At 67.3% G+C, this 22,568-nt stretch carries 18 protein-coding genes; 8 read left to right on the forward strand and 10 right to left on the reverse strand.

Going from position 1 to position 22,568, the window contains the following annotated elements; translation table 11 throughout:
- The 3 genes from ABIS05_RS22120 to ABIS05_RS22130 form a co-directional block, all read left to right on the forward strand.
- The coding region (locus ABIS05_RS22120) for an SH3 domain-containing protein (protein WP_348009060.1) at positions 1-348 on the forward strand (348 nt) is incomplete at its 5' end.
- Positions 348-1,073 (forward strand): SDR family oxidoreductase, encoded by a 726-nt coding sequence (locus ABIS05_RS22125; protein WP_348009061.1) that lies wholly within the window; start codon positions 348-350, stop codon positions 1,071-1,073. The genes ABIS05_RS22120 and ABIS05_RS22125, both read left to right, overlap by 1 nt.
- A gap of 19 nt (positions 1,074-1,092) precedes the next feature.
- Positions 1,093-1,368: a hypothetical protein gene (locus ABIS05_RS22130; protein WP_348009062.1), complete on the forward strand. Its 276-nt coding sequence runs from the start codon at positions 1,093-1,095 to the stop codon at positions 1,366-1,368.
- A gap of 38 nt (positions 1,369-1,406) precedes the next feature.
- On the opposite strand, the gene rsgA is transcribed toward ABIS05_RS22130, so the two are convergent.
- Genes rsgA through ABIS05_RS22145 form a run of 3 tightly spaced genes read right to left on the reverse strand, consistent with a single transcriptional unit; the run spans position 1,407 to position 3,912 of the window.
- Entirely contained in the window at positions 1,407-2,312 is a 906-nt protein-coding gene (gene rsgA, locus ABIS05_RS22135; protein WP_348009063.1) for a ribosome small subunit-dependent GTPase A, read from the reverse strand.
- Complete coding sequence (locus tag ABIS05_RS22140) at positions 2,309-2,644, reverse strand: 4a-hydroxytetrahydrobiopterin dehydratase (protein WP_348009064.1); 336 nt, start codon at positions 2,642-2,644, stop codon at positions 2,309-2,311. Before ABIS05_RS22140 ends, rsgA begins: the two co-directional genes overlap by 4 nt.
- A complete protein-coding gene (locus tag ABIS05_RS22145; protein ID WP_348009065.1) occupies positions 2,641-3,912 on the reverse strand; it encodes a M48 family metallopeptidase in 1,272 nt (423 codons plus the stop codon). Before ABIS05_RS22145 ends, ABIS05_RS22140 begins: the two co-directional genes overlap by 4 nt.
- 49 nt (positions 3,913-3,961) lie before the next feature.
- On the opposite strand from ABIS05_RS22145, the gene orn reads away from it, so the two are divergent.
- From orn to ABIS05_RS22160, 3 genes are all read left to right on the forward strand, one after another.
- On the forward strand, positions 3,962-4,522 hold the full coding sequence (orn, locus tag ABIS05_RS22150) for an oligoribonuclease (protein ID WP_348009066.1): 561 nt from the start codon (positions 3,962-3,964) through the stop codon (positions 4,520-4,522).
- Positions 4,523-4,538: 16 nt separating this feature from the next.
- Positions 4,539-6,296: a bifunctional anthranilate synthase component I family protein/class IV aminotransferase gene (locus ABIS05_RS22155; RefSeq protein WP_348009067.1), complete on the forward strand. Its 1,758-nt coding sequence runs from the start codon at positions 4,539-4,541 to the stop codon at positions 6,294-6,296.
- Between the two features lie 313 nt (positions 6,297-6,609).
- Entirely contained in the window at positions 6,610-8,172 is a 1,563-nt protein-coding gene (locus ABIS05_RS22160; protein ID WP_348009068.1) for a DEAD/DEAH box helicase, read from the forward strand.
- 43 nt (positions 8,173-8,215) lie between these two features.
- Here ABIS05_RS22160 and ABIS05_RS22165 read toward each other — a convergent pair whose 3' ends face one another.
- The 4 genes from ABIS05_RS22165 to ABIS05_RS22180 are packed head-to-tail and all read right to left on the reverse strand — an operon-like array spanning position 8,216 to position 12,852.
- On the reverse strand, positions 8,216-9,220 hold the full coding sequence (locus ABIS05_RS22165; RefSeq protein ID WP_348009069.1) for a glycoside hydrolase family 5 protein: 1,005 nt from the start codon (positions 9,218-9,220) through the stop codon (positions 8,216-8,218).
- A complete protein-coding gene (locus tag ABIS05_RS22170) occupies positions 9,217-10,446 on the reverse strand; it encodes an AGE family epimerase/isomerase (protein ID WP_348009070.1) in 1,230 nt (409 codons plus the stop codon). The genes ABIS05_RS22165 and ABIS05_RS22170 overlap by 4 nt, the downstream gene beginning before the upstream one ends.
- Positions 10,443-12,569: a GDSL-type esterase/lipase family protein gene (locus ABIS05_RS22175; protein ID WP_348009071.1), complete on the reverse strand. Its 2,127-nt coding sequence runs from the start codon at positions 12,567-12,569 to the stop codon at positions 10,443-10,445. The genes ABIS05_RS22170 and ABIS05_RS22175 overlap by 4 nt, the downstream gene beginning before the upstream one ends.
- A gap of 40 nt (positions 12,570-12,609) precedes the next feature.
- Complete coding sequence (locus tag ABIS05_RS22180) at positions 12,610-12,852, reverse strand: hypothetical protein (protein ID WP_348009072.1); 243 nt, start codon at positions 12,850-12,852, stop codon at positions 12,610-12,612.
- A 310-nt stretch (positions 12,853-13,162) separates the two neighbouring features.
- On the opposite strand from ABIS05_RS22180, the gene ABIS05_RS22185 reads away from it, so the two are divergent.
- Together ABIS05_RS22185 and ABIS05_RS22190 are read left to right on the forward strand one after the other, a co-directional pair.
- Positions 13,163-15,688, forward strand: a complete 2,526-nt coding sequence (locus ABIS05_RS22185; RefSeq protein ID WP_348009073.1) for a glycosyl hydrolase 2 galactose-binding domain-containing protein — start codon at positions 13,163-13,165, stop codon at positions 15,686-15,688.
- A 140-nt stretch (positions 15,689-15,828) separates the two neighbouring features.
- On the forward strand, positions 15,829-18,936 hold the full coding sequence (locus ABIS05_RS22190; RefSeq protein WP_348009074.1) for a TonB-dependent receptor: 3,108 nt from the start codon (positions 15,829-15,831) through the stop codon (positions 18,934-18,936).
- Positions 18,937-19,029: 93 nt separating this feature from the next.
- Here the strand turns inward: ABIS05_RS22190 and ABIS05_RS22195 are convergent, their stop codons facing one another.
- From ABIS05_RS22195 to ABIS05_RS22205, 3 genes are all read right to left on the reverse strand, one after another.
- Positions 19,030-20,565: a tryptophan halogenase family protein gene (locus ABIS05_RS22195; protein ID WP_348009075.1), complete on the reverse strand. Its 1,536-nt coding sequence runs from the start codon at positions 20,563-20,565 to the stop codon at positions 19,030-19,032.
- 59 nt (positions 20,566-20,624) lie between these two features.
- Positions 20,625-22,013 carry a GH1 family beta-glucosidase gene (locus tag ABIS05_RS22200; RefSeq protein ID WP_348009076.1) on the reverse strand — a complete coding sequence of 463 codons (1,389 nt, stop codon included), beginning with the start codon at positions 22,011-22,013 and terminating at the stop codon, positions 20,625-20,627.
- 16 nt (positions 22,014-22,029) lie between these two features.
- On the reverse strand, positions 22,030-22,568 hold a 539-nt coding region (locus ABIS05_RS22205), incomplete at its 5' end, for a PfkB family carbohydrate kinase (protein WP_348009077.1).

The raw sequence follows: 22,568 nt of genomic DNA on the forward strand, positions 1-22,568 counted from the left end.
GAGGGCAAGCTCATCGCCGCCAGCTTTCTCGACAACTACAACAAGATCGTGCTGACCATTCGTGACCAGGCCAGCCTCGTTCGCTCCGGCAGCGCCTCGGGTGATGCCAACGCTGGCGCCTCCACGCAGGCCGGCGCCCCGATCAACGCGGGCCAGATGCTGGCGCCCAAGATCTCCAACGTGAAGGCCTACGCCACGCCGTCGCGCGAAGGCAAGGTCGTGGCCACGCTGAACCGCAGCGACGAACTGGTCGCCACCGGCGAGGTCAAGGACGGCTTCGTCAAGGTCGATTCGGCCAACTTCAGCGGCTGGGTGCAGCGCACGCTGGTCACGCCGCTGGGGAACTGATGAAGATTGCGTTGGTCACCGGCGCGGGCTCCGGCATCGGCCGGGCCGTGGCCCGCGCGCTGGCAGGCGAGGGCTGGGCGCTCGCGCTGATTGGCCGTCGCGAAGCGGCCCTGCGCGAGACCTTGCCTGACGCGTTGGTGCTGCCCACGGACGTCACCGACGAGGCACAGGTCGACGCCGCCTTCGCCACGCTGAAGCAACGCTTTGGTCGCCTGGACCTGCTCTTCAACAATGCCGGCATGGGCGCGCCGCCGGTGCCCATCGACGAGCTGAGCGTGGCGCAGTGGCGCGCCGTCGTCGACACCAACCTGACCGGCAGTTTTCTTTGCGCCCGCGCCGCCTTCGCGCTGATGAAGTCGCAAAACCCGCGCGGCGGCCGCATCATCAACAACGGCTCCATCTCGGCCTACTCGCCGCGGCCCAACACCGCGCCGTACACGGCCACCAAGCACGCCATCTCGGGCCTCACCAAATCGCTGAGCCTGGACGGCCGCGCCTTCGACATTGCCTGCGGACAGATCGACATCGGTAACGCCGCGACCGAGATGACCGAGAAGATGCTGCGTGGCGTGCCGCAGGCCAACGGCCAGATCGCCGTCGAGCCGCGCATGGACGTGCAAGACGTCGCCCGCGCCGTCGTCTACATGGCCGGCCTGCCGCCGTCGGCCAATGTGCAGAGCATGACGGTTATGGCGACGCAGATGCCTTTCGTCGGGCGGGGTTGAGCGGGTTCAGAATCCGGGCATGCGCCTGTTCCGTCTGCTTTTCCGCCTGCTGCTCCTCGTCGTCGGGGCCGTCATCGGCCTCGGCCTCTTCCTGTTCGCCGTGCTTGCCTTCGTGCTGTTCCTGCTCATCAGCGTGCTGCGAGGCCGCAAGCCCAATGTGCAGTTCCGCATGAACCAGAACCCATGGGCGCCGCAGCGGCCACAGGCACCTGCGGCGGCGGGGGACGTCGTCGACATCGAGGCGCGCGAGATCAAGGACACCGCGCCGCTGCCGCTGCAGCCGCCGCGCCACTGAGCGCTACTTCAGTTCGATCCCGCCGTGCCAGGCCCGCCTCACCACGTCTTGCGTTGCAGCTCGTCCAGGATTTCGCCGTAGATGCGGTAGCGGCTCGGGCTGATCAAGCCCGCCTCGACTGCAGCGCGCACGCCGCAGCCCGGTTCATGAATGTGCGAACAGTTGTGGAAGCGGCACTCCGCGTGCTTGCGCAGGTCGGGCATCCAGCGCCACAGCTCGGCCGCGACGATCTGGTGCAGGCCGAATTCCTGGAAGCCGGGCGAGTCGATCAGCGCCGTCGTGCGCGTGTCGTCGGTCCAGTACCACTGCGTCGTCGTCGTCGTGTGGCGGCCGGAGTTCAGCGCCTGCGAGATTTCGCCGATCTGGGCCTTGGCGTCCTTCACGAGCAGGTTGATCAGCGTGCTCTTGCCGGTGCCGCTGGGGCCGAGAACGAAGCTGCGTTTACCGGCCAGCCAGGACGCCAGCGTGGCGCGGGAACCTTCAGGGTCGGCTTTCAGCGCGACCTCGAACACGGTCAAGCCCATCGCGCGATAGGGCAGCAGGCGCTCGCGGGCGGCGTCGGCGCCGGGCAGGTCGGTCTTGTTCAACGCGATGACGGCGTTGATGCCGGCCGATTCGGCGGCGATCAACGAGCGCGTGAGCTGGCTTTCGCTGAAGACGGGCTCGACGCCGACGAGGATGAGCAACTGGTCCAGGTTGGCGGCAAAGCTCTTGGTCTTCCACTCGTCCTGGCGGAACAGCAGATTGCGGCGCGGCTCGACGGCCTCGACGACGCCTTCGTCGGCGCTGGCCGGTGCGAAGCGCACCTGGTCGCCCACGACCGCGTCACTCCTCTTGCCGCGTGGGTGGCAGACGAGGCGGCGGCCGTCAGCGGCTTCGACGATGTAGTGCCGGCCGTGGCTGCGCACGACAAGGCCCAGGTCCAGCGCCTGGAACTTGCTCATGCAACAGTCGCTTCGGGCAGGGCGCTCACTTGAGCTGCGCAGATGGCATCGTTCAACGTCAGCCCGCCGCGCGAGTGGGTCGTCCAGCTGATGGTGCAGGCATCAAAGCTGACGAGCATTTCAGGGTGATGGTCCTGCGCATGGGCGATCTCGGCGACCCCATCGACGAAGGCCATCACCTGGTAGAAGTTCGCGAAGCCGAAGCGCCGGCCGATCAGGCGGCCTTCAGCGTCGGGTAGCCAGCCGGGCAGGCTGGCGAGCACGCGCTGTTGCGTGTCGGCGTCCAGCAGCGGCGCCTTCGGATCACATTGGGCCAGGAGTAAGTCGTTCATGCGGCGAGTGCGGCAAGCCTCTCGGCGGCCGGTGGGTGCGAGTAATAGAAGCGGGCGTAGACCGGGTCCGGCGTCAGCGTGCCGGCGTTGTCCTCGTGCAGCTTGAGCAGGGCCGAGGACAGGTCGGCGCCGCTGGCCTGCGCGCGGGCGTAGGCGTCGGCCTGGAACTCGTCGCGGCGCGAGAAGTGGCTGGCCAGTGGCGTGACGAAGAAGCCGAACACCGGGCCGGCGAGCAGGAAGAGCATCAGCGCCAGCGCGTCGTTGGGGGCGCTCAAGTTCGGCTGCACGCCCAGGCCCAGGTAGAAGGCCGGCTGTTGCGCCAACCAGCCCAGCAGCGCAAAGCCGGCCAGGCTCATCGCGAAGGCCAGCACGATGCGCTTGGTGATGTGCTTGTGCTTGAAGTGGCCCAGTTCGTGCGCCAGCACGGCCTCCACCTCGCCGCCGTTGAGCTTGGCCAACAGCGTGTCGAAGAAGACGACGCGCTTGGCCGGGCCGAAGCCGCTGAAATAGGCATTGCCATGAGCTGAGCGCTTGCTCCCGTCCATGACGAACAGGCCCTTGGCCGCAAAGCCGCAGCGCGCCATCAGCTGCTCTACGCGTGACTTGAGCGCCACGTCGGCCAGCGGCTCGAACTTGTTGAACAGCGGCGCAATGACGGTCGGATAGAGCACCATGACGAGCAGCTGAAAGCTCATCCACACCGCCCAGGCCCACAGCCACCAGCGCGGCCCGGCGGCGCCCATCAGCCACAGGATCAGCGCCAGGATCGGCAGGCCGAGCAGCACGCCCACCGCCAGGCCCTTGAGCATGTCGGCGACGTACAGGCCCAGCGTCATGCGGTTGAAGCCGAAAGCCTGCTCGATCTTGAAGGTGGACCACAGCTCCCAGGGCAGGTCCAGCAGCGAGCCGATCAGCGCGAAGGCGGCGACGAGGCCGAGCTGGTAGCCCATGGCCTGCCAGCCTTCGGGCAAGGCTTGGCTGGCCTGCAGCACCCAGCCGTTCAGCGCGTTCAGCCCGCCCAGCAGCGTCCAACCCAGCAGCACGACGGCGTTGAAGGCCAGCGCCAGCAGGCCGAGGCGGGAGCGGGCAATCGTGTAGTCGGCCGCCTTCTGGTGGGCGCCAAGCGTGACGCTGCCGGCAAACGCCGCCGGCACCTGGCCGCGATGGGCGGCGACATGGCGGACTTGGCGCGACGACAACCAGAATTTGACGAGCAGCGAAGCGGCAAGCGCGACCGCGAACGCGAGGGATAACAGCGTGGGAGACATACGCAATTTTAGGCTGCGAGAATTCCGGGCTCTTCTGCGTGAGCCCACCATGTCCGACACCCTTGCCATCAGCGACAACAACCTGATCTGGATCGACCTCGAGATGACCGGTCTGTATCCCGACACTGACCGCATCATCGAGATTGCCGTCGTCGTCACCGACGCCAACCTCGAGCAGCGCGTGCAGGGCCCCGTGTTCGCCGTGCACCAGAGCGACGAGACGCTGGATGCGATGGACGCCTGGAACAAGGGCACGCATGGCCGCAGCGGCCTCATCGACCGCGTCAAGGCGTCGACGATCTCCGAGGCCGACGCCGTCGCGCAGACCATCGCGTTCCTGAAGGCTTACGTGCCCAAGGGCAAGAGCCCGATGTGCGGCAACAGCATCTGCCAGGACCGCCGCTTCCTCGCCAACTACATGCCGGAGCTGGAGAGCTTTTTCCACTACCGCAACCTGGACGTGTCCACGTTGAAGGAACTGGCCAAGCGCTGGAAGCCGTCGGCGCTAGAGGGCTTCAAGAAGGCCCAGGCGCACACGGCGTTGGCCGACATCCAGGAGTCCATCGAGGAGCTGGTGCACTACCGCACCCACTTCCTGAACCTGGCCTGATCGGCTTTCAGCGCGTGTGATTCACGCCGCGTTCGACTTCCCCCGCCACCCGCTGGCACGCGAGGACGGCGAGCGGCTGCGTGGCTGCTGGACGATGCCGCCGGCGAGTTGGCTGCGGGCGACGCGGCTGGACGACGTGCGCACGGTCATCGCCCAGGCCGAGGCGGCCGCGCGAGCCGGCGCCTGGGTGCTGGGCGGCCTGCGCTACGAGGCCGCTGCGGCCTTCGACGAGGTGTTGGCCACCCATGAGTCCACCGCGCCACTGGCCGAATTTGCCGTCTACGACACGGCGCCCGAGCCGTGGCCCGAGGGCGGGGCAGTCCACACCGGCTTGCTCGACTGGCGCGATGCCGAGCCGGACGCTACCGTCGCCATCGAGCGCATCCGCGACTACATCCGCGCTGGCGACTGCTACCAGGTCAACCTGACGACGCGCCTGCGTGCGCCGGCCGGCGCGCTGGATGCGGAGGAGTTGTTCCTCGCTCTGCACGCCAGCCAGCCGGGCGGCTTCAGTCTCTTCTTGCGCGATGCCGGCGCGGCCAGCGTCTCGCCCGAACTCTTCTTCGACTGGCGCCCGGTACCCGGCGCCAAGGCCAGCTGGCTGCTGGCCGCGCAGCCGATGAAGGGCACGGCGCCGCGAGGGCGCGACCGCGTAGACGACGAGGCGGCTCAAGCGCACCTGCGCACCAGCGACAAGGAGCGCGCCGAGAACCTGATGATCGTGGACCTGCTGCGCAACGACCTCAGCCGCGTCGCCCAGCTCGGCACCGTGCGCGTGCCGCGCCTGTTCGAGCTGCATGCGTTGCCGACGGTCTGGCAGATGACGTCCACCGTCACCGCCGTCAGTCGCGCCGGGCTGACGCTGGCGGACACCTTCGCCGCGCTGTTTCCCTGCGGCTCGGTGACGGGTGCGCCCAAGATCCGCGCGATGCAGGTCATCCGCGCGCTGGAGCCGTCGGCGCGCGGCTGGTATTGCGGTGCGCTCGGGCTGATCCAGCCGGGCGGTATCGCGACCTTCAACGTGCCTATCCGCACCGTCGAAATCCACGATGGCACGTTCACCTGCGGCCTCGGCAGCGCGATCACGCTGGACAGCGAGCCCGCCGCCGAGATCGCCGAGTGGCGGGCCAAGTCGCGCTTCCTCGCGCGGGCCGAGGCGCCGGTCGAGGCGCTGGAGACGCTGCGGTTGGAGAACGGCGTGGCCCAGCGCGGCGACGCCCATCTGGCGCGCATGCAGCGCACGGCACGCCACTTCGGCCTGCATTTCTCGTTGACTGAGGCGCGCGCCCATTTGAAGGCCATCGCCGAAGCCCAAGCACAAGGCAGCTGGCGCCTGCGCCTGACCTGCGATGCCGAAGGCCGCCTCGCCCACACGCTGGCTGCCTTCACGCCGACCGTTGAGCCGGTGCAGCTGGCGCTGGCCGGCGGGCCGATCGCGACGCTCGGCCCACGCGCCGAATTCCTCGCCCACAAGACGACGCGCCGCGAGCTCTATGCCTTCGGCAAGCCGGCCGACGCCTTCGACGTGATCCTGTGGAACGAAGCCGGCGAGCTGACCGAATGCAGCTTCGGCAACCTCGCCCTACAGATCGACGGCCACTGGCTGACGCCGCCACTGGCCGCCGGCCTGCTGCCCGGCGTGCTGCGCGCCGAACTGCTGGTGCAAGGCCGCATCAAGGAGGCGCGGCTTACGCGCGCCGAGCTAGCGCGTGCCCAAGGCCTGGCTTTCTTCAACAGCCTGCGCGGCTGGCTTGACGCTCGGCTGCTGGATTGATTTGGTGGAAACCCTGAATCCGTGCTACATTAGCGGCTTCGCTCGGCTCAGGCCGGGCATCGTACGTCTCCTCTGACCTCGTTCGGCCCGTAATCCCTTACGGCTTCTCGAACACCCCTCGTGGATCGGTCGGCGGCGATGAAGCCGTCGCTTTGACTGTTCCCCCGTGCCGCACCCGACTGCAGTCTGCAGCCCGAGCCGCCCGACACGAGCTTTCTCCCAGCGACTTTGACTGCCTGACGGCTGCGTCCGTGAGGTGCCTGCGCGTCCGCTCAACCAGCGGCGTGGACGGGCTTTTGACTGAAAGAATGACATGAGTTTCGATACCCTGGGCCTGAACGAAGTTGTGCTGAAGGCCGTGAAAGATTCCGGCTACGAGAACGCCACCGATGTGCAGACGCTTGCCATCCCCGCCGCCATCGCCAACAAGGACCTGATGGTCTCGGCGCGCACCGGCTCGGGCAAGACCGCTGCCTTCATCCTGCCGGCGCTGGAGAAGATCCTGGCCGCCCGTGCCGACGACAGCAAGAAGCGCGAAAAGGGCAAGATCTACGGCCCCAAGATCCTCGTGCTGGCCCCCACCCGTGAGCTGGCCATGCAAGTGGCCAAGGCCGCACAGACCTACGGCCGCTTCATCCCGGGCCTGAAGGTCGCAACCGTGCTGGGCGGCATGCCCTACCCGCTGCAGATCCGCCAGCTGACCGGCCCCCTGGACATCCTGATCGCGACCCCCGGCCGCCTGATCGACCACATCAATTCCGGTAAGTGCGTGCTGGGCAATGTCGAGATGCTCGTCCTGGACGAAGCCGACCGCATGCTGGACATGGGCTTCATCGACGACATCACGATGATCGCCGGCAACACCCCGGCCGAGCGCCAGACGGTGATGTTCAGCGCCACGTTCGCTGGCCACGTCGGCCGCCTCGCGCAGAACCTGCTGCGCGACCCGCAGCGCATCGAGGTGGCCAACCACACCGACACGCACGAGAACATCACGCAGCGCCTGCACTGGGCCGACAACCCCCACCACAAGGACCAGCTGCTGGAAGCCATCCTGGCCCAGCCGGAACTGGACCAGGCCGTCGTCTTCACCAGCACGCAGCGTGACGCTGACTGGCTGGCCGAGCGTCTGGCCGAGATCGGCCACTCGGTGGCCCCGCTGCACGGCGCTATGCCCCAAGGCAAGCGCAACCGCGTGCTGCAAGCCCTGCGCAACAAGCAGGTGCGCGTGCTGGTGGCCACCGACGTGGCCGCCCGCGGCATCGACGTGCCGACGATCAGCCACGTCATCAACTACGGCCTGCCGATGAAGGCGGAGGACTATGTCCACCGCATCGGCCGCACGGGCCGTGCCGGCCGCGCCGGCCTGGCCATCACGCTGGGCCTGCGTGACGACGTGTCCATGATCCGCCGCATCCAGCAGTTCACGACGCAGCAGATCCCGGTCGAGCAGATCGCGGGCCTTGAGCCCAAGACGCCCGAGCCGCGCATCTTCGCGCAGCGCCCTGAAGGCTCGTTCGACAGCCGCGGCCCGCGTGGCAACTTCGGTGGCGGTAGCCGCCCCGGTTTCGGCAACAAGCCTTTCCGTCGTGACGACGCCCCGCGTGGCAACTTCAACGCCGGTGGCCGGCCTGCTTTCGGTGGCGAGCCGCGTCGTGAAGGTTTCGCGCCGCGTGACGACCGTGGCTTCCAGCCCCAGGGCGACAACCGTGGTTTCGCACCGCGTGACGACAGCCGTGGCTTCCAGCCGCGTGGTGAAGACAACCGTGGCTTTGCGCCGCGTGGTGATCGTCCCTTCACCCCGGGTGCCAAGCCCTCCTTTGGCGGCCCGAAGCCTGGCTTCGGCGGCCCGCGCAAGGGCGGCTTCGGTCGCTGATCTGATCGACTGAAAACAAAAAGCGGGCCTCGGCCCGCTTTTTTTATTCCAGATAGGGTTTGAGCCAGCGCATCTGCGGCTTGTCGCGGCCAGCGGCCTCGGGCTCCAGCGACAGGAAGTAGTTGCCCCAGGTCGGGCCGCCTGCCCACCACAGCCAGCCGGCCCAGACGTCGGCATTGGCCTGCAGGTGCTTGAGGGCACCGTTCACGGCTTGCTCGCAAACCGCGTTGGCGCCACCGCCCAGCTCACCGAGGATGGCGCGCTTCTTGTTGGCCTTGAGCCAGGCGGTGAAGCGCTGCAGCCGCTCGACGCCGATCTTGGGGCTGACGCATTCGGGGCTGGTTCCCGAGCCGTCCTTGTCGAAGTACTGGTGCACTTCGTAGACCATGTTGTCCAGCGGGTCGCGGACCCTGCCCATGACCTCGGCGTTGGGCGTGCCGTACCACTTGCTTTCATGCCAGCTCCAGGCGCCGGTGTAGCCGTTGCCGGGCAGCGTGATGAGGTTGGTCGCGCCGGTTGCCCTGATCGCGTCGACGGCAGCCTGCGCCGCGTCGGCCCAGGTCTCGGTGGGCATGTTGCGCGGCTCGTTGACGAGGCCGAACTGCACCTTGGGATTGGCCTTGAACTGCAGGGCCAGCCGGCGCCAGAAGTCGGCGAAGGCGGCGATGGGCACCTCGGGCTTGCCGACGTGCACTTCTTTGTAGGCCGCGTAGTTGTGCGGGTTCAGCAGCACATGCAGGCCGCGCGCCGTCGTGCCATCGACGAACTCGCGCAGGCGGGCCAGCTCGGTCGGGTCGAGTTCGCCGTTCAGCGTGGGCTGCAGGCGCTCCCAGCGGAAGGAAATGCGCATCAGGTTCATGCCCTTGGCCTGGTAGTAGGCCGTGCTCGCCACCTTCGGGTAGACGAAGTCCTTGCCGTAGACGCCGGGGAAGGGCAGCTTCTCGCCCCATTCAGCGCTTGAGAGGCTGATGCCGCGCCATTCGAGCGGGGCGGCGGACGCTGCGGCCGAGACGGCCAGCAGCAGCGCAGTGCAGATCATTTTTTTCATGCGGCCTCCTTGGCCGGCGGTGAGACGCCGAGGGCGGCCAGCACGTCTTGGCAGGCACCCATGGTGTGGTAGTCGGTCTTGCCGGCGGGGCTCTTCTCGTCGGTGAGCTTGCTGTTGTCGGGCGCCAGGATGCGGTACCAGGCGCCGTGCTCGTGGTCGACGAAGTGCTGCCAGGCGTAGGCCCAGATCCGGTCGTACCAAGCCCAATAGGCGTCGTTGCCGGTGCGCACGGCCAGCCATGCGGCGGCGGCGAGGCTTTCGGCTTGCACCCAGAAGTACTTGTCGCCGTCGCAGGTCTCGCCGCCTGGGGCGAAGCCGTAGACGAGTCCGCCATGCGCTTCGTCCCAGCCGTGCTGCATGGCTGTGTCGAAGAAGCGCTGCGCGGTCGGCACCAGCCAATCCGGCGCAGTGGCACCCAGGCGGCGGTCGAGCATCAGCAGCAGCTTGGCCCACTCGGTGAGGTGGCCGGTCTGGAAGCCCCAGGGCCGGAAGATGTTGGTCTTGTCGTCGCGGTTGTAGTCCCAGTCGGGCGTCCAGTCGGTGTTGTAGTGCTCCCAGACGAGGCCGTCGGTCAGGGCCGCCTGGCGTTGGGCGATGGACGTGGCCAGCGTCAACGCACGGTCGAGGTAGCGGGCCTCGCCGGTGGCGGCATGGGCGGCCAGCATGGCCTCGCAGGAGTGCATGTTGGCGTTCTGGCCGCGGTAGGCGCCGACCTGCCAGTCGGGCGTCGCCTCGTCGGCGTAGAGGCTGTGGGCGGGCTCCCAGAAGCGCTGCTCCATCAGCTCGAAGGTGGCGGCGATGCCTTCCCGTGCGCCGGGCACGCCGGCTTCCGCAGCATGCGCATTGGCCAGCATCACGAAGGCCAGGCCGTAGCAGTGATTGGTGCCGTCGGTGACCGTGGCTTGGCTGTCTTGCCAGTCCAGCACCCAGGCGTAGCCGCCAAGATCGGATCCGGGTTGCGCGTGCGCCTGGTTCACGAAGGCGAGCGCGTGCGTCACGTCGGCCACCGGCCCGCCGAACCAGCGCCAGGCCAGCGCGTGGTTGAAGACGAAGCGCGTGCTGCTGACGAGGTGGCGGGTGCGGCGGTCGAAGATCGAGCCGTCGTCCTTGAAGAACTGGAAGCAGCCGCCGGTCTCATCCTTCGCACGCGGCGCGTAGAAGGCCAGCGTGTGGCGCATATGGGCCCACAGCGCCTCGGGGCGGCGCAGGTCGGGGAGGGCGGTCATTTCAGTACCTCGTCTTTCAGGAAGCGGGTGAGTTCGTCGGCCATCTGCGCGTGCACATCGATGCGCGGGTGGGCATAGGCGAAGGCCTGGAAGGTGTACGTCCATACCTTGGCATCGCCCTCGGTGCGCAGCGTGGCGACGGCTTGGTTCAACGCGCGCGGGATGGCGGGCTGCTCCTTCCACGCCGTCATGCCGCCAGCCAGCAGCACGATGCTGGCTTGCGGATAGCGGGCGCGCAGTTGGCGCACGAAGGCCAGGTAGCGCGCGCCGAAATCGGCGGCGATGGCCTGGCCCTTGGACGCCGGGAAGCCGTGGTCGTTCTGGCCGAGGTTGAGGAGGACGACGTCCGGCGCGCGCGGGTCAGGCGGCGCGGCCGGCGCGTCCAGGCGCGGTGCATAGCGGTTCCACACCTGGGGCATCAGCAGCGTGTCCCAGGTGGCCGTGATGCCGATGCCGCTGACGGCGATGCCGAGGTAGTCCGCCCCCAGGCGCTCGGCCGTCACAGCGCCATAGGCCCGCGTGCCGTCGTGGGGGTAGAGGTCCTCGTACTGGTCTTCGGCGACATCGCCGTTGCAGGCGCCGGCGGTGATGGAGTCGCCGTAGAAAGCCAGCTTCAGCGGGCGGGCCGGCGGCGGGTCAAGCAGTTGGCCGCCTTCAGCCAGGCGCAGGCCGTGAAAGGCGGCTTCGGCCATGGAAGCCTCGGTGCGCTTGACGAGGCGCAGCTCATGCGTGCCCTCGCCCAGCGGCTCGCGCAGCCGCCACACGGCCCGGCTGTTGCCAGGCACTGCCAGCGCATGGACGCGGCCATCGACTTCGACGGTGAAGTGGCTGGTGCCCCAGTGCGTGGACGAGAACTCCAGGCTCAGCTCGCGGCCGGTGAAGCGCGCGCGCAGTTCGCTGCCGCTCCAGGCCATCAACTTGGCCGGAGGCAGGGGCGCGGGGCCGACGCGACCGACCCAGCGCAACAGGGCGGCGTTGGCGGGGATGAGGCCAGGGCGGGCGGTGGGCTCTTCGCGCACGAAGTCGCTCGGCCGCAGCGCCGGCGGGTAGATGCCGGCCGACATGACGGCCAGCAGGCTTGCGGGGCGGCCGCTGCCAGCCCACTCGTCACGCTTGACGCGCACCTGCAGCAGGTGCGCAGTCGGCTCCAGGTCGCGGCCAATGACCGCGTAGTGCCAGCCGAGATAGCCCTTGCGCTCGGGCACCTGGCCACGCAGCAGGACCCAGGCGCCGTCGTCCACACGAGCTTCGAGGTTGCGGTAATGCTCGCTCTCGGCATGGAAGACGGCGACCTCGCTGCCGTAGACGAGGAAGCGTGCCTCGGCGTCGTCGGCGATGCTGACCCAGCCGGGCTGCTGGCCCGTCCATTCCGGGTGCACTTCGCCGCCGCGCGTGAAGCCGTGCTGCTGGTAGGGCTTGAGCGTGTCGCCGGTCAGCAGCCGCGTGAACTCGTGGGCGTGGCCGTACAAAGGCTCGGGCAGGGCGGCTGTCGGCGCGACCTGGCTGCGGGCTGCGGCGCGCAGCGTCTCGGCCAGCGCGAGCGCGATGCGTTGGTGGCCCATGCCGTTGGGGTGAACGGGCTCGTCGTAGAGCGCCGCCCAGCGGTCCTCGCCGGCCTCCACGCGCGCCTGCATCCACCGGCCGAAGTCCAGCGCCGTCAGGCCGTAGTGGGCCGCCAGCTTCAACTGGATGTCGACGGCGTCGCGCGCCTGGTTGCCTTGCTGCGTCAGGCCCAGCACGACGACGGCGGGCGGCTTCTTGGCGGTCAGCAGGCGGCGCAGGATGGCCTCGTAGCTGCTGCCGCGCACGGCAGGGTCCAGCCATTGGTCGTTGACGCCAAACTCGACGATGACGAGGTCGGGTTGTGCATCCAGCACTTGGCTTTGCAGACGCTGCACGCCGGCCGCCGAGTCCGTGCCGCTGACGCCGGCGTTGACGAGCTTGACCTTGGGCCCGAAGGACTTGGCCAGCAGCGCGGCCCAGCCGCGTTCGCGCGGCGGCTGGGCGGCGTAGCCGGTGGTGATGGAGCCGCCTAGGGTGGCGAGCGTGATGGGCTCACCGGCCTGCAGCCGTTGCATGACGGCTTGCAGCCGGGCGTCCGCGCTGCTGATCGCCGGAAGCATCAATGACAAAGCCAACGCAAATCCTTTCAACACATTCATATCAACCCTTGGTGGCACCTGCTTGCAGCCCGGCAACGAGCAGGTTTTGAAAGCTCAGGAAGAGCACGACCGCCAGCAGCGACACGAGGTGCGAAGCGAGCAGCGACCCGGCCATCTTGCCGACCTGCAGTGGCAGCGTGAGCGTGGCCGCGTCGTTGACGACGAGCAGCGGCCACAGGAAGTTGCGCCACTCACCCGCCGCCACGGGGATGGCGCGCGGTCTCGGCCATCTGCGCTGCGGCATTCATGGCAGGCGCAAAAGCGTGGCCGGAAGGGACACGTTGTCTCTTTATTGTTTACTAAACGATCGGGATTATGGGCGCAAGTTGGGCGCCAAAGCTGACTGTGTCTTCTGGAAAACATCGGGACTATCCCCGAGTGCAGTCCGAAAATTAGAGAAACAGAATGCGCAACAGAACAATGTTTAGCTTTACCCAAGGTGAAGCAGGAGACAGGCCGCAGCCGCCCTGGCGCGGCGCTTGGCTGACCGGCTTCGCTGGCCGGCCAGAGTCTCCCGCTGCGGGCCGGCTGAGTGACTTTGACACTGACACGACGTGAAATCTCAACGATTGATTGACTTGCATGAAGGCTGGCTGCTGGCCGAGGCCCCGGGCGGCGCGGACGGCCTGGACGCCGCTGCATTGGCCGCGCTGCCCGACGACGCCTGGCTGCCCGCCACCGTGCCGGGCACCGCGCATGGCGCGCTGCTCACGGCCGGGCGAATTCCCGATCCCTTCTACGGCCGCAACGAGCTGGACGTGCGCTGGGTGGCTGAGCGCCGCTGGGTCTGGCGCCTGGGTTTTGAGGTGGGTGAGCTGGCCGAGCGCGAAGAGTTGGTCTTCGAGGGGCTGGACACGTATTGCACCGTCTGGCTCAACGGCGAGCTGCTGCTCAAGTCCGACAACATGTTCGTGCCGCAGCGCCTGGACGTGCGCTCGCGCCTGAAGCCGGGCCGCAACGAACTGCTGCTGTGCTTCGAGCCGGCGCTGGTGGAGGCCCGCAAGGTGGAGGCCATGCACGGCAAGCGTGCGCTCTGGAACGGCGACAGCGCGCGGCTGCACGCCCGCAAGGCGCAGTACCACTTCGGTTGGGACTGGGGCCCGGAGCTCATCACCTGCGGCCCGTGGCGGCCCGTGCGTCGGGACAGCGGCTCGGCGCGCATCGCCGACCTGCATTGCCGTACCGAGGTGGCTGCCGATCGCCGCACGGCGACGCTGCAGGTTGCGGCAGAGCTGCAAGGCGCTGCCACCCGCTGCGCCTTCGAGCTGCTGGACCCGCAAGGCCGCTGCGTGGCCGCGCGCGCCGTGCCCGCAGCCCAGCGTGTGGGTGCGACGCTGTCGGTCACCGACGCCCAGCTCTGGTGGCCGCTCGGCCTGGGCGCGCAGCCGCTCTACACGCTGATCGCCAGGCTGCAGGACGACGATGGCCAGGTGCTGGCCGAAGACAGCCGGCGCATCGGCCTGCGCCACCTGCGCCTGGTGCAGGCGCCCGTCGAGGGCGAGGCGGGCTCCAGCTTCCACTTCGAGGTCAACGGTCAGGACATCTTTGCCGGCGGCGCGAACTGGATTCCCGACGACAACCTGCTGGAGCGCATCACGCCGGCGCGCTACCGCGAGCGCGTCGCCCAGGCCGCTGCTGCCAACATGAACATGCTGCGCGTCTGGGGCGGCGGCATCTACGAGCACGAGGCCTTCTACGAGGCCTGCGACGAGATGGGCATCCTCGTCTGGCAGGACTTCCTGTTCGCCTGCGGCCTCTACCCGGCCAACGAGGCCTTCCAGGCCAGCGTGCGCGCCGAGGCCGAAGCGGCGGTGAAGCGCCTGCGTCACCACGCCTGCATGGCGCTCTGGTGCGGCAACAACGAGGACTACATGATTGCCGAGTCCCAGGGCCTGGCCGGCCCTGGCATCCCGGCGGAGCGCTTCGAGGCGCGAGCCATCTACGAGAAGCTGCTGCCTGAAGTCTGCGCGGCGCTGGACCCCGACACCGCCTACTGGCCGGGCAGCCCCTTCACACCCGGCAGCGACGTGAAGTCCTCTGACGTGACCGTGGGTGACCGGCACAGCTGGGAGGTCTGGCACCAGCAGATGCTGCCGTATCAGAACTACGGCGAGGTGCAGGCGCGCTTCGTCAGCGAGTTCGGCATGCAGTCGATGCCGTCGCTGGCCTTGTTCGAATCGGTGCTGCCGCAGGCGGAGCGCTACCCCGAGAGCCGCACGGTGCAGTGGCACAACAAGGCCGGCTCGGCGAGCGGGCCGGACGGGCATCGCCGCCTGGCCGTCTACCTGGCCGACAACCTGCGCGTGGGCCCCACGCTGGCCGATCACGTCTACGCCACGCAGTTCGTGCAGGCCGAGGCCATGCGCGTGGCCTACCAGGATTTCCGCCGCCGCTGGCAGAAGCCCGGTGCGCGTGCCGTGAGTGGCGCGCTGGTCTGGCAGCTCAACGACTGCTGGCCCGTGACGAGCTGGGCGCTGATCGACTCGTCCGCCACCGTCAAGCCGGCCTGGCATGCGGTGCGCCGCGCGTTGGCGCCGCTGGCCGTGGCCGTGAGGCTGGAGGCGGGCCAAGCGCGGCTGGTCGTCATGAACGGCGGCCTGGAAGGCCGTGCGCTGACATTGCAGCTGTGCATCTATGCGATGGACGGCCGCGAGCTGGCCAGTGCCCGGGTCGCCCAGCACGTGCCGGCCGTGTCCTGCGTCGAGGCCGCACAGCCGCTGCCGAGCTTTGCCGAGCCGGCCGTTGCCGAACTCTGCGCGCTCGGCGACGACGGCCGCGAACTGGCCCGTGACTGCGCGTGGACGGAGCCCTTCAGGTTCTACGGCCTTGCCGGCGCACGCGTCGACATCGCGGTCGACGGCCGGGACTTGGTGGTCAGCAGCGACAGACCGGTCAAAGGCCTGTGGCTCGCCGGCAACGGCCTGGCGCTGGCAGACAACTTCATCGACCTCGTTCCGGGCGCGGCGCGGCGTATTTCTTCTCAGATAGCGCTACCAATGTCTCTGCGGGCCGCGGCTTTGGACCATCCGGCGTGGCAGATTGCATTGTTTGACGGGGGAGGCTCGCCACAGGCGGAATGAGTGAATCCCCTGTTACTGATTGTCCCGATATGGTCCGGGTTAATCGTTGTTACCGTTACCAAATGGCTGCAATCAAGACAGCAGCCGCACACGAGGCCCTGTGAGGCCAGATGTTTCCCACCAAAGAGGAGCAAACCAGGATGAGACATTTCAAGCAAACAACACTGTCGCTAGCGGCGGCCCAGGCCCTGATGGTCTTGGCGCTGCCTGCGATGGCACAAACCACGGCGGCAACGCCGGAGGCCAAGACTCAGGCGCTGGAGACGGTGATCGTGTCGGGGCGCCGCGCGGCGCTTGCCAACGCGCAGAAGATCAAGCAGAACTCCGACGAGATCGTCGACTCGGTCGTCGCCGAAGAAATCGGCAAGCTGCCCGATCGTTCGGTTTCCGAGGTGCTGCAGCGCATCGTCGGTGCGACGATGTCGCGCGTGTCCGCGTCGAGCGACCCGGTGCACTTCTCCGTCGAGGGCTCGGGCGTCAACATCCGCGGCCTGACCTATGTGGCGGCGCAGCTCAACGGTCGCGAGACCTTCAGCGCCAACCAGGGCCGCAATCTCGGTTTCGAGGACGTACCGCCTGAGCTGATGGCCGGCGTGGACGTCTACAAGAACCCGTCCGCCGAACAGATCGAGGGTGCGATCGGCGGCCTCGTGAACCTGCGCACCGCGCTGCCGTTCGACTTCCCCGGCTTCAAGGGTTCGCTCTCGGTCGACGTGAGCCGCAACGCCCTCGCGGCGAAGAACAAGCCCAGCGTCTCGGGCCTGTTGACCAACACCTGGAACACCGACATCGGCAAGGTTGGCCTGCTGCTGGACGTGGCGCACTCGCTCAGCTCGAACCGCACGGACGGCCTCGTGCTTGACCCGTTCTACAAGCAGTCGGCCACAGCCACCACCTGGCTGTCGCGTGGCATCACGTGGCGGCAGCAGTTCTATGACCGCACGCGCGACGGCCTGTACGGCGCGGCCCAGTGGAAGAAGGGCGACCTCGAAAGCTCGCTGACCTTCTTCCGCTCCAAGTACCGCTTCAACTGGAACGAGAACAACGTCAGCAACCAGGTCGACCCCTACAACGTCCGCGTGAGCGACGCCTCGTACGATGCCAACGGCGTGATGACCAAGGGCACGCTGACCGGCGTGAACGGCGGCGGCGACGTGATCGGCATCGAGGTCGAGAACCAGACGCGTTACTCCAAGCGCAGTTCGCAAACCGACGAATTCGCGTGGAAGGTCCAGGGCAAGGTCAATGACCAACTGACTTTGACGTCGGACCTGCAGTACATCAAGTCCAAAACCCAGAACTTCGACTCCACCGTCGGTACAGGCGTGGGGTTGCCGAGCGAGACGGTGGACTACACGGGCTCCATGCCGCAACTGGTGTTCAACGACGCCGCCAAGGCGACGCTGAACGACCCGTCCAAGTACTACTGGGCCATGATGATGGACCACCTGGACAAGGGCAAAGGCACGCAGAAGGCGTTGAAGTTGGACGCGCGTTGGCAGTTCCACGACAACTCCATCCTGGAGGACTTCCGCTTCGGTGTTCGCGTCGCCAAGCGTGATGCCGAAACCATCAACGGCGTGAACGGCGCCGGCGACACCTACAACTGGGCGACCATCACTCACGCCTGGCAAGTGGGCTGGAACATCGGTGAGCTGGCCTACATCAACCAGTCCAAGATCCCTACCTACAAGAACACCTTCGATAACTTCATGGGCGGCGGCAAGGTCAACCTGCCTGCGCTGTACTTCCCGGCGGCGTCCGTCGCGTTCGGCTTTCCGGACAGCTACAACCAACTGCACCAGCTCTATCTCAATAAGTGCTCGGACTTCGCGAAAACTGCTGGTTGGGACGGCGCCGGCTGTGGGCAACAGGCCAACAGCTTCCAGGGCGGGGGCAAGTGGGCGGTGTCCTCTTTCGGCACGGACCCAAGAGGCATGAACGTGCAGTCGGAAAGCACTGCGGCGGCCTATGGCCAGTTGCGCTTCTCGTTGGAAGAGAAGGGCTTGCCGATCGACGGCAACGTTGGCCTGCGCGCTGTGCGGACCAAGAATGAGGCGCAGGGCTACTACGCGTTGACCGTCAACGCTCCGCCCACCGGCGCTGTGCTGGCCCCTGGCGTCGTGCTGCCCAATTTCAGTGCGGCGACGATTGCGGCAAACAACAAGAAGCAGGACATCAGCCAGAGCTTCACGGACTTCCTGCCCAGCTTGAACCTGCGCTACAAGGCCACGCAGGACTTGCAGTTCCGCTTCGCCGTGTCCCGTGCGCTCTCGCGGCCGCAATTCGGCCAGATGCAGGCCTACATCCCGATGACGGTGGGGCTGGACATCGAAAATCCCGCGCAGGGCTCTACGGCGGCGCCGATCGTCAAGGCGGTCAGGTTGACCGGCAGCTCCAATGGCAACCCGGAGCTCAAGCCCATCAAGTCGACGCAGGAAGACGTGACGGCCGAGTGGTACTTTGGCAAGGGCAACTCGTTGACGATGGCGGTGTTCAACAAGGACTTGAAGGACATCATCGTCAACCAGACCTTCAAGCGCACCATCCAGGACAGCGATGGCAAGCCGGTCAGCTTCGTGTTGAACGGCCCCAACAATGGCGCAAAGGGCTATGCACGCGGTGCGGAAATTGCCTACCAGCAATATTTCGACTGGGTGCCGTCGTGGCTGCAAGGTCTGGGCTTGCAAGCCAACTACACCTATGTCGACAGCAAAGTGAAGCGCTACAACGCGGTCTATTCGGCTTACTGCACGCCGGGCGCGGGGCAGGACAACCTGAACCTGTTCATCAACGGCTGCGACACCGACGGCCGTTCCTTCGGCAACATGCCGTTGGACAACCTCTCGCGCAACACCTTCAACCTTGCGTTGCTGTTTGACCGCGGGCCGTTCTCCGCGCGCATCGCCTACAACTACCGAGGCAAGTACCTCTACGGTGTGGCGCTGAACTCGGACAACACGGGCCCGAACCAGACCAACGCGCTGGACACCAACCCGGCGAGCGCCACCTACAACCGGCACGACATCAACCTCCCGCTGGGTTTGCCGCTGTGGGCCGCCGGTTACGGGCAGGTGGACGTTGGCGTGCACTACACGTTCAGCGACAGCTTCAAGATGGGCGTGGACGCGACCAACCTGACCAACCAGACGTACAAGCAGATCATGGAGCAGCACATTGGCCAGATCGGCCACAACTACTTCACGTCAGGCCGGGGCTTCAGGATCAACGCGCAATACAACTTCTGAGTTGAGGGCCGGGTCACCCCGGCCCCAATACAAAGCCAAAGGGCACCGCTTGCGGTGCCCTTTTTATTCCCCCCGGCTGAATCGCGTGTCGATCTATTTCATGGGCGGGGCCGCGCAATAGCTGCGGATGAACTCCGAATGCTCGGGCATCACGGCCACGCAGTTGGCGATGGTGTCGGACACGCCCTTGAAGTAGTTCGCCGTGTCGTCCACGCCTTGCAGTTCGGCAAGGCTCAGCCAGCCCTTGGGGCGCAGGTTCTGGCCCTCCATCACCTCGAGCCAGCTCGGCTCGCGGAACAGGTCGGTGTCGACGTAGACCAGGCGGCCGCTGCCGGCGTAGAGATCCATGCGCCAGCGCAGCGCGTCGGGGATGTGCATGTTGGCGCACGCCTGCCAGAAGCCGCCGTCGTTGCGCTGGTTCAGGTGGTAGTGCAGCACGATGAAGTCGCGTACCGACTCGTAGCGCTCGCGGCTCTGGCGGTTGTACTCGGCGATCTCTGCGGGGTCGAAGCCGTGGTGCGGGAAGGCTTCGATCAGCTTCGCGACTCCCATCTGCACGAGATGCAATGCCGTCGACTCCAGCGGCTCCACGAAGCCAGCCGACATGCCGATGGCCACGACGTTGCGCGTCCAGGCATCCTTGCGCATGCCGGTCTTGAAGCGGATCAGGCGCGGGTCGGCGAGGGCGGGCGCGTCGAGGTTGCGCAGCAGTACGTCAGCGGCCTCGTCGTCGCTCATGTGCTGGCTCGAATAAACGTGGCCGTTGCCCACACGGTGCTGCAGCGGGATGCGCCACTGCCAGCCGGCGCGGTGGGCAGTGGATCGCGTGTATGGGAGCAGCGGCTTCGTGCTCTCGCTCGGCACGGCCCAGGCGCGGTCGCAGGGCAGCCAGTGGCTCCAGTCCTCGAAACCGACGCCCAGCGTCTTGTCGGTCAACAAGCCGGCGAAGCCCGTGCAATCGAGGAAGAGATCGCCCTCTACCAACTCGCCACTTTCGAGCTCCACCGCTCGCACATGGCCCGATGTCGGCCCCGGCTCCTCGTCGAGCAGCACCCGCACGACCTTTCCTTCGGTGCGGCGCACGCCGCGTCGCTCACTCAGCGCGCGCAGGTGCCGGGCGTACAGGTTGGCGTCGAAGTGGTAGGCGTAGCCCAGCTCCGCCATCGGCGAGTTCTGCATCTCCGGCTGAGGCAGCATGAAGCGGTTGGCCTTGGCGGCCATGCTGGAGATGACGTATGCGTCGATCGGCTGCGCACGGCCGGCCGCGCGCAGGCGCAGCCAGTACTGCGTGAAGTCCACCGGCCACAGCGCCGCCTTGCCCACACGGCCGAAGCCGTGGAAGTAGCGCTCGCCCTCGCGGCCCCAGTTGACGAACTCGATTCCGAGCTTGAACGTGCCCTGCGTAGCCTTCAAAAATGCCGCCTCGTCGATCTGGGCCAGGCCGTTGAACATGCGGATCAACGGAATGGTGGCCTCGCCGACGCCGATGATGCCGATTTCGTCGGACTCGACGAGGTGGATCTCATAGGGCGGCTTCAACACCGCGCTCAACGCTGCGGCGGACATCCAGCCCGCCGCGCCGCCGCCCACGATCACAACCTTGCGCAGCGGCTTGCCCCAGTTCTCCATTCAGTGTCCTCGTTCTCTTTGGAAGAGTTTAGGCAAGCGCTGTCAACTCGGCATGGGCGCTATCCCGCAGCGCGCTCAGCCAGCAAGTCCGCATACGCCAGCGCACTGCGCTTGAGCGTGCGCTTTTGCGTCTCGAAGTCGACGTGCACGAGGCCGAAGCGGCGCTCGTAGCCGAAGGCCCATTCGAAGTTGTCCATCAGCGACCAGACGAAGTAGCCGGCCACGTTGACGCCGTTGGCCATGGCCCGCGAGCACGCCGCAAAGTGGCCCTTCAGATAGGCCTGGCGCTGCAGGTCGTCGACCTCGTCGCCTTCGACCGTGTCGTGGCTCGACATGCCGTTTTCGGTGACGTAGAGCGGCGGCAGGTTGGGGTAGTCGCGCTTGAAGGCCTCGAAGAGGTCTTGCAGGCCTTGCGGGTAGACCTCCCAGTCCATCGTCGTGCGTTCGACGTCCTCGTGGCGCACCCAGTCGATGGTGTCTGTGCCCTTGGAGGCGAGCACGGCGCGGCTGTAGTAGTTGATACCGAGGTAGTCGATCGGGCGCTTGATGATGTCCATGTCGCCGTCCAGCACGAGCGGCTCGCAGCCCTTCCACAGGCGCCACAGGTCGGCCGGGTATTCGCCCTTGAGCAGCGGGTCCAGCACCCAGCGGTTCTGATAGGTCTCGAACAGGAAGGCGGCGTCGCGGTCCTCGGCCGTGTCCTTGTCGGCATAGCCCGGCGCACAGTTGGCGACGATCCCGTGCAGCGCCTGCGGCGCGTTGGCGCGCAGGATAGGCAGGGCCAGGCCGTGGCCCAGCAGCAGGTGGTGCATGGCCTGGGCGGCCCAGCGGTCGGACTTGAGGCCGGGCGCATGGTGGCCATTGCCGTAGCCGAGGTAGGCGGCGCACCAGGGCTCGTTGTGCGTCGTCCAGGCCGCCACGTCGCCATGGCCGGCCAGCTCGCGGCTCATCAGGTCGGCGTAGTCGGCGAAGCGGTAGGCTGTCTCGCGGTTCAGCCAGCCGCCCTTGTCTTCCAGGTGTTGGGGCAGGTCCCAGTGGTAGAGCGTGACGAAGGCCTTGATGCCGCGCTCGCCCAGGCCGTCCAGCAGGCGCTTGTAGAAGTCGATGCCGCGGGCGTTGGGCTTGCCGGCTTCGTCCATCACGCGGGGCCAGGCGATGGAGAAGCGGTAGGCGTCCAGCCCTAGGCGTTTCAGGATGTCGAGGTCTTCGCCGAGGCGGTGGTAGTGGTCGCAGGCCACGTCGCCGTTCTCGCCGCGCAGCACCTTGCCAGGCGTGGCGCAGAAGCGGTCCCAGATGGATTCGAGCCGGCCGTCCGTGTGCGCCGCGCCTTCGATCTGGTAGGACGAGGTGCCGGCGCCGAAGATGAAGTCGGGGCGGCGCATGGCCGAGCCGGCCGGCGGGGCGATGAGGTCGGCGAGTGAGGCGATGGGCGAAGTGATCAGGGCCATTTTTTCGGTGGGCAGTTCAAGGAGAGGGCGGCAGCGCCTGCAGGGCGTCGCGCCAGGGGGTCAGGGCTTGCGGATGGGCCGGCAGTGGCCCGCGCAAGCCGCAGATGAAGGAGGCATAGCGGTTGGCAAGCGCCAGCGTGGCCGGTAGGTCGCGCCCGAGCGCCAGGCCGGCCAGCAGCAGCGCCGTGAAGGAGTCGCCCGCGCCGACGGTGTCGACGATGTGCGGCTGCGGCTCGCCCGGGCCCTGGGCCAGCAGCTCGCCTTGGGGTGCGTAGAAGCGCCAGCCGTCGGCACCGCAGGTCAGCACCATGCGTTGCAGCGCGAAGCGGTCCATCAGCGTGGCCACCTGGGCGGGCTCGTCCCCGCCGGCGCCGAACCAGTGGGCCAGCCGCGCCAGTTCTTCGTCGTTGACCTTGACCCAGTCGGCCAGCATCAGCGACTCAGCGGCGAACTGCGGGTTGTCGGTGCCGGGGCGCAGGTTCAGATCAAGGAAGCGCAGGCCGGTGAAGGACTTGGCCAGCACGCGGATCGTGGCGCGCGAGACGGGGTGGCGCT

It is taken from the genome of Roseateles sp. (assembly GCF_039929605.1).
Classification (GTDB): domain Bacteria; phylum Pseudomonadota; class Gammaproteobacteria; order Burkholderiales; family Burkholderiaceae_C; genus Pelomonas.

Bases quoted from the DNA above. Each gene is read 5' to 3' on its own strand.
- ABIS05_RS22125 (WP_348009061.1), top strand. From the start codon at position 348: ATGAAGATTGCGTTGGTCACCGGCGCGGGCTCCGGCATCGGCCGGGCC.
- ABIS05_RS22130 (WP_348009062.1), top strand. From the start codon at position 1,093: ATGCGCCTGTTCCGTCTGCTTTTCCGCCTGCTGCTCCTCGTCGTCGGG.
- rsgA (WP_348009063.1), bottom strand. From the start codon at position 2,312: ATGAGCAAGTTCCAGGCGCTGGACCTGGGCCTTGTCGTGCGCAGCCAC.
- ABIS05_RS22140 (WP_348009064.1), bottom strand. From the start codon at position 2,644: ATGAACGACTTACTCCTGGCCCAATGTGATCCGAAGGCGCCGCTGCTG.
- ABIS05_RS22145 (WP_348009065.1), bottom strand. From the start codon at position 3,912: ATGTCTCCCACGCTGTTATCCCTCGCGTTCGCGGTCGCGCTTGCCGCT.
- orn (WP_348009066.1), top strand. From the start codon at position 3,962: ATGTCCGACACCCTTGCCATCAGCGACAACAACCTGATCTGGATCGAC.
- ABIS05_RS22160 (WP_348009068.1), top strand. From the start codon at position 6,610: ATGAGTTTCGATACCCTGGGCCTGAACGAAGTTGTGCTGAAGGCCGTG.
- ABIS05_RS22165 (WP_348009069.1), bottom strand. From the start codon at position 9,220: ATGAAAAAAATGATCTGCACTGCGCTGCTGCTGGCCGTCTCGGCCGCA.
- ABIS05_RS22170 (WP_348009070.1), bottom strand. From the start codon at position 10,446: ATGACCGCCCTCCCCGACCTGCGCCGCCCCGAGGCGCTGTGGGCCCAT.
- ABIS05_RS22175 (WP_348009071.1), bottom strand. From the start codon at position 12,569: ATGCTTCCGGCGATCAGCAGCGCGGACGCCCGGCTGCAAGCCGTCATG.
- ABIS05_RS22180 (WP_348009072.1), bottom strand. From the start codon at position 12,852: ATGCCGCAGCGCAGATGGCCGAGACCGCGCGCCATCCCCGTGGCGGCG.
- ABIS05_RS22190 (WP_348009074.1), top strand. From the start codon at position 15,829: ATGAGACATTTCAAGCAAACAACACTGTCGCTAGCGGCGGCCCAGGCC.
- ABIS05_RS22195 (WP_348009075.1), bottom strand. From the start codon at position 20,565: ATGGAGAACTGGGGCAAGCCGCTGCGCAAGGTTGTGATCGTGGGCGGC.
- ABIS05_RS22200 (WP_348009076.1), bottom strand. From the start codon at position 22,013: ATGGCCCTGATCACTTCGCCCATCGCCTCACTCGCCGACCTCATCGCC.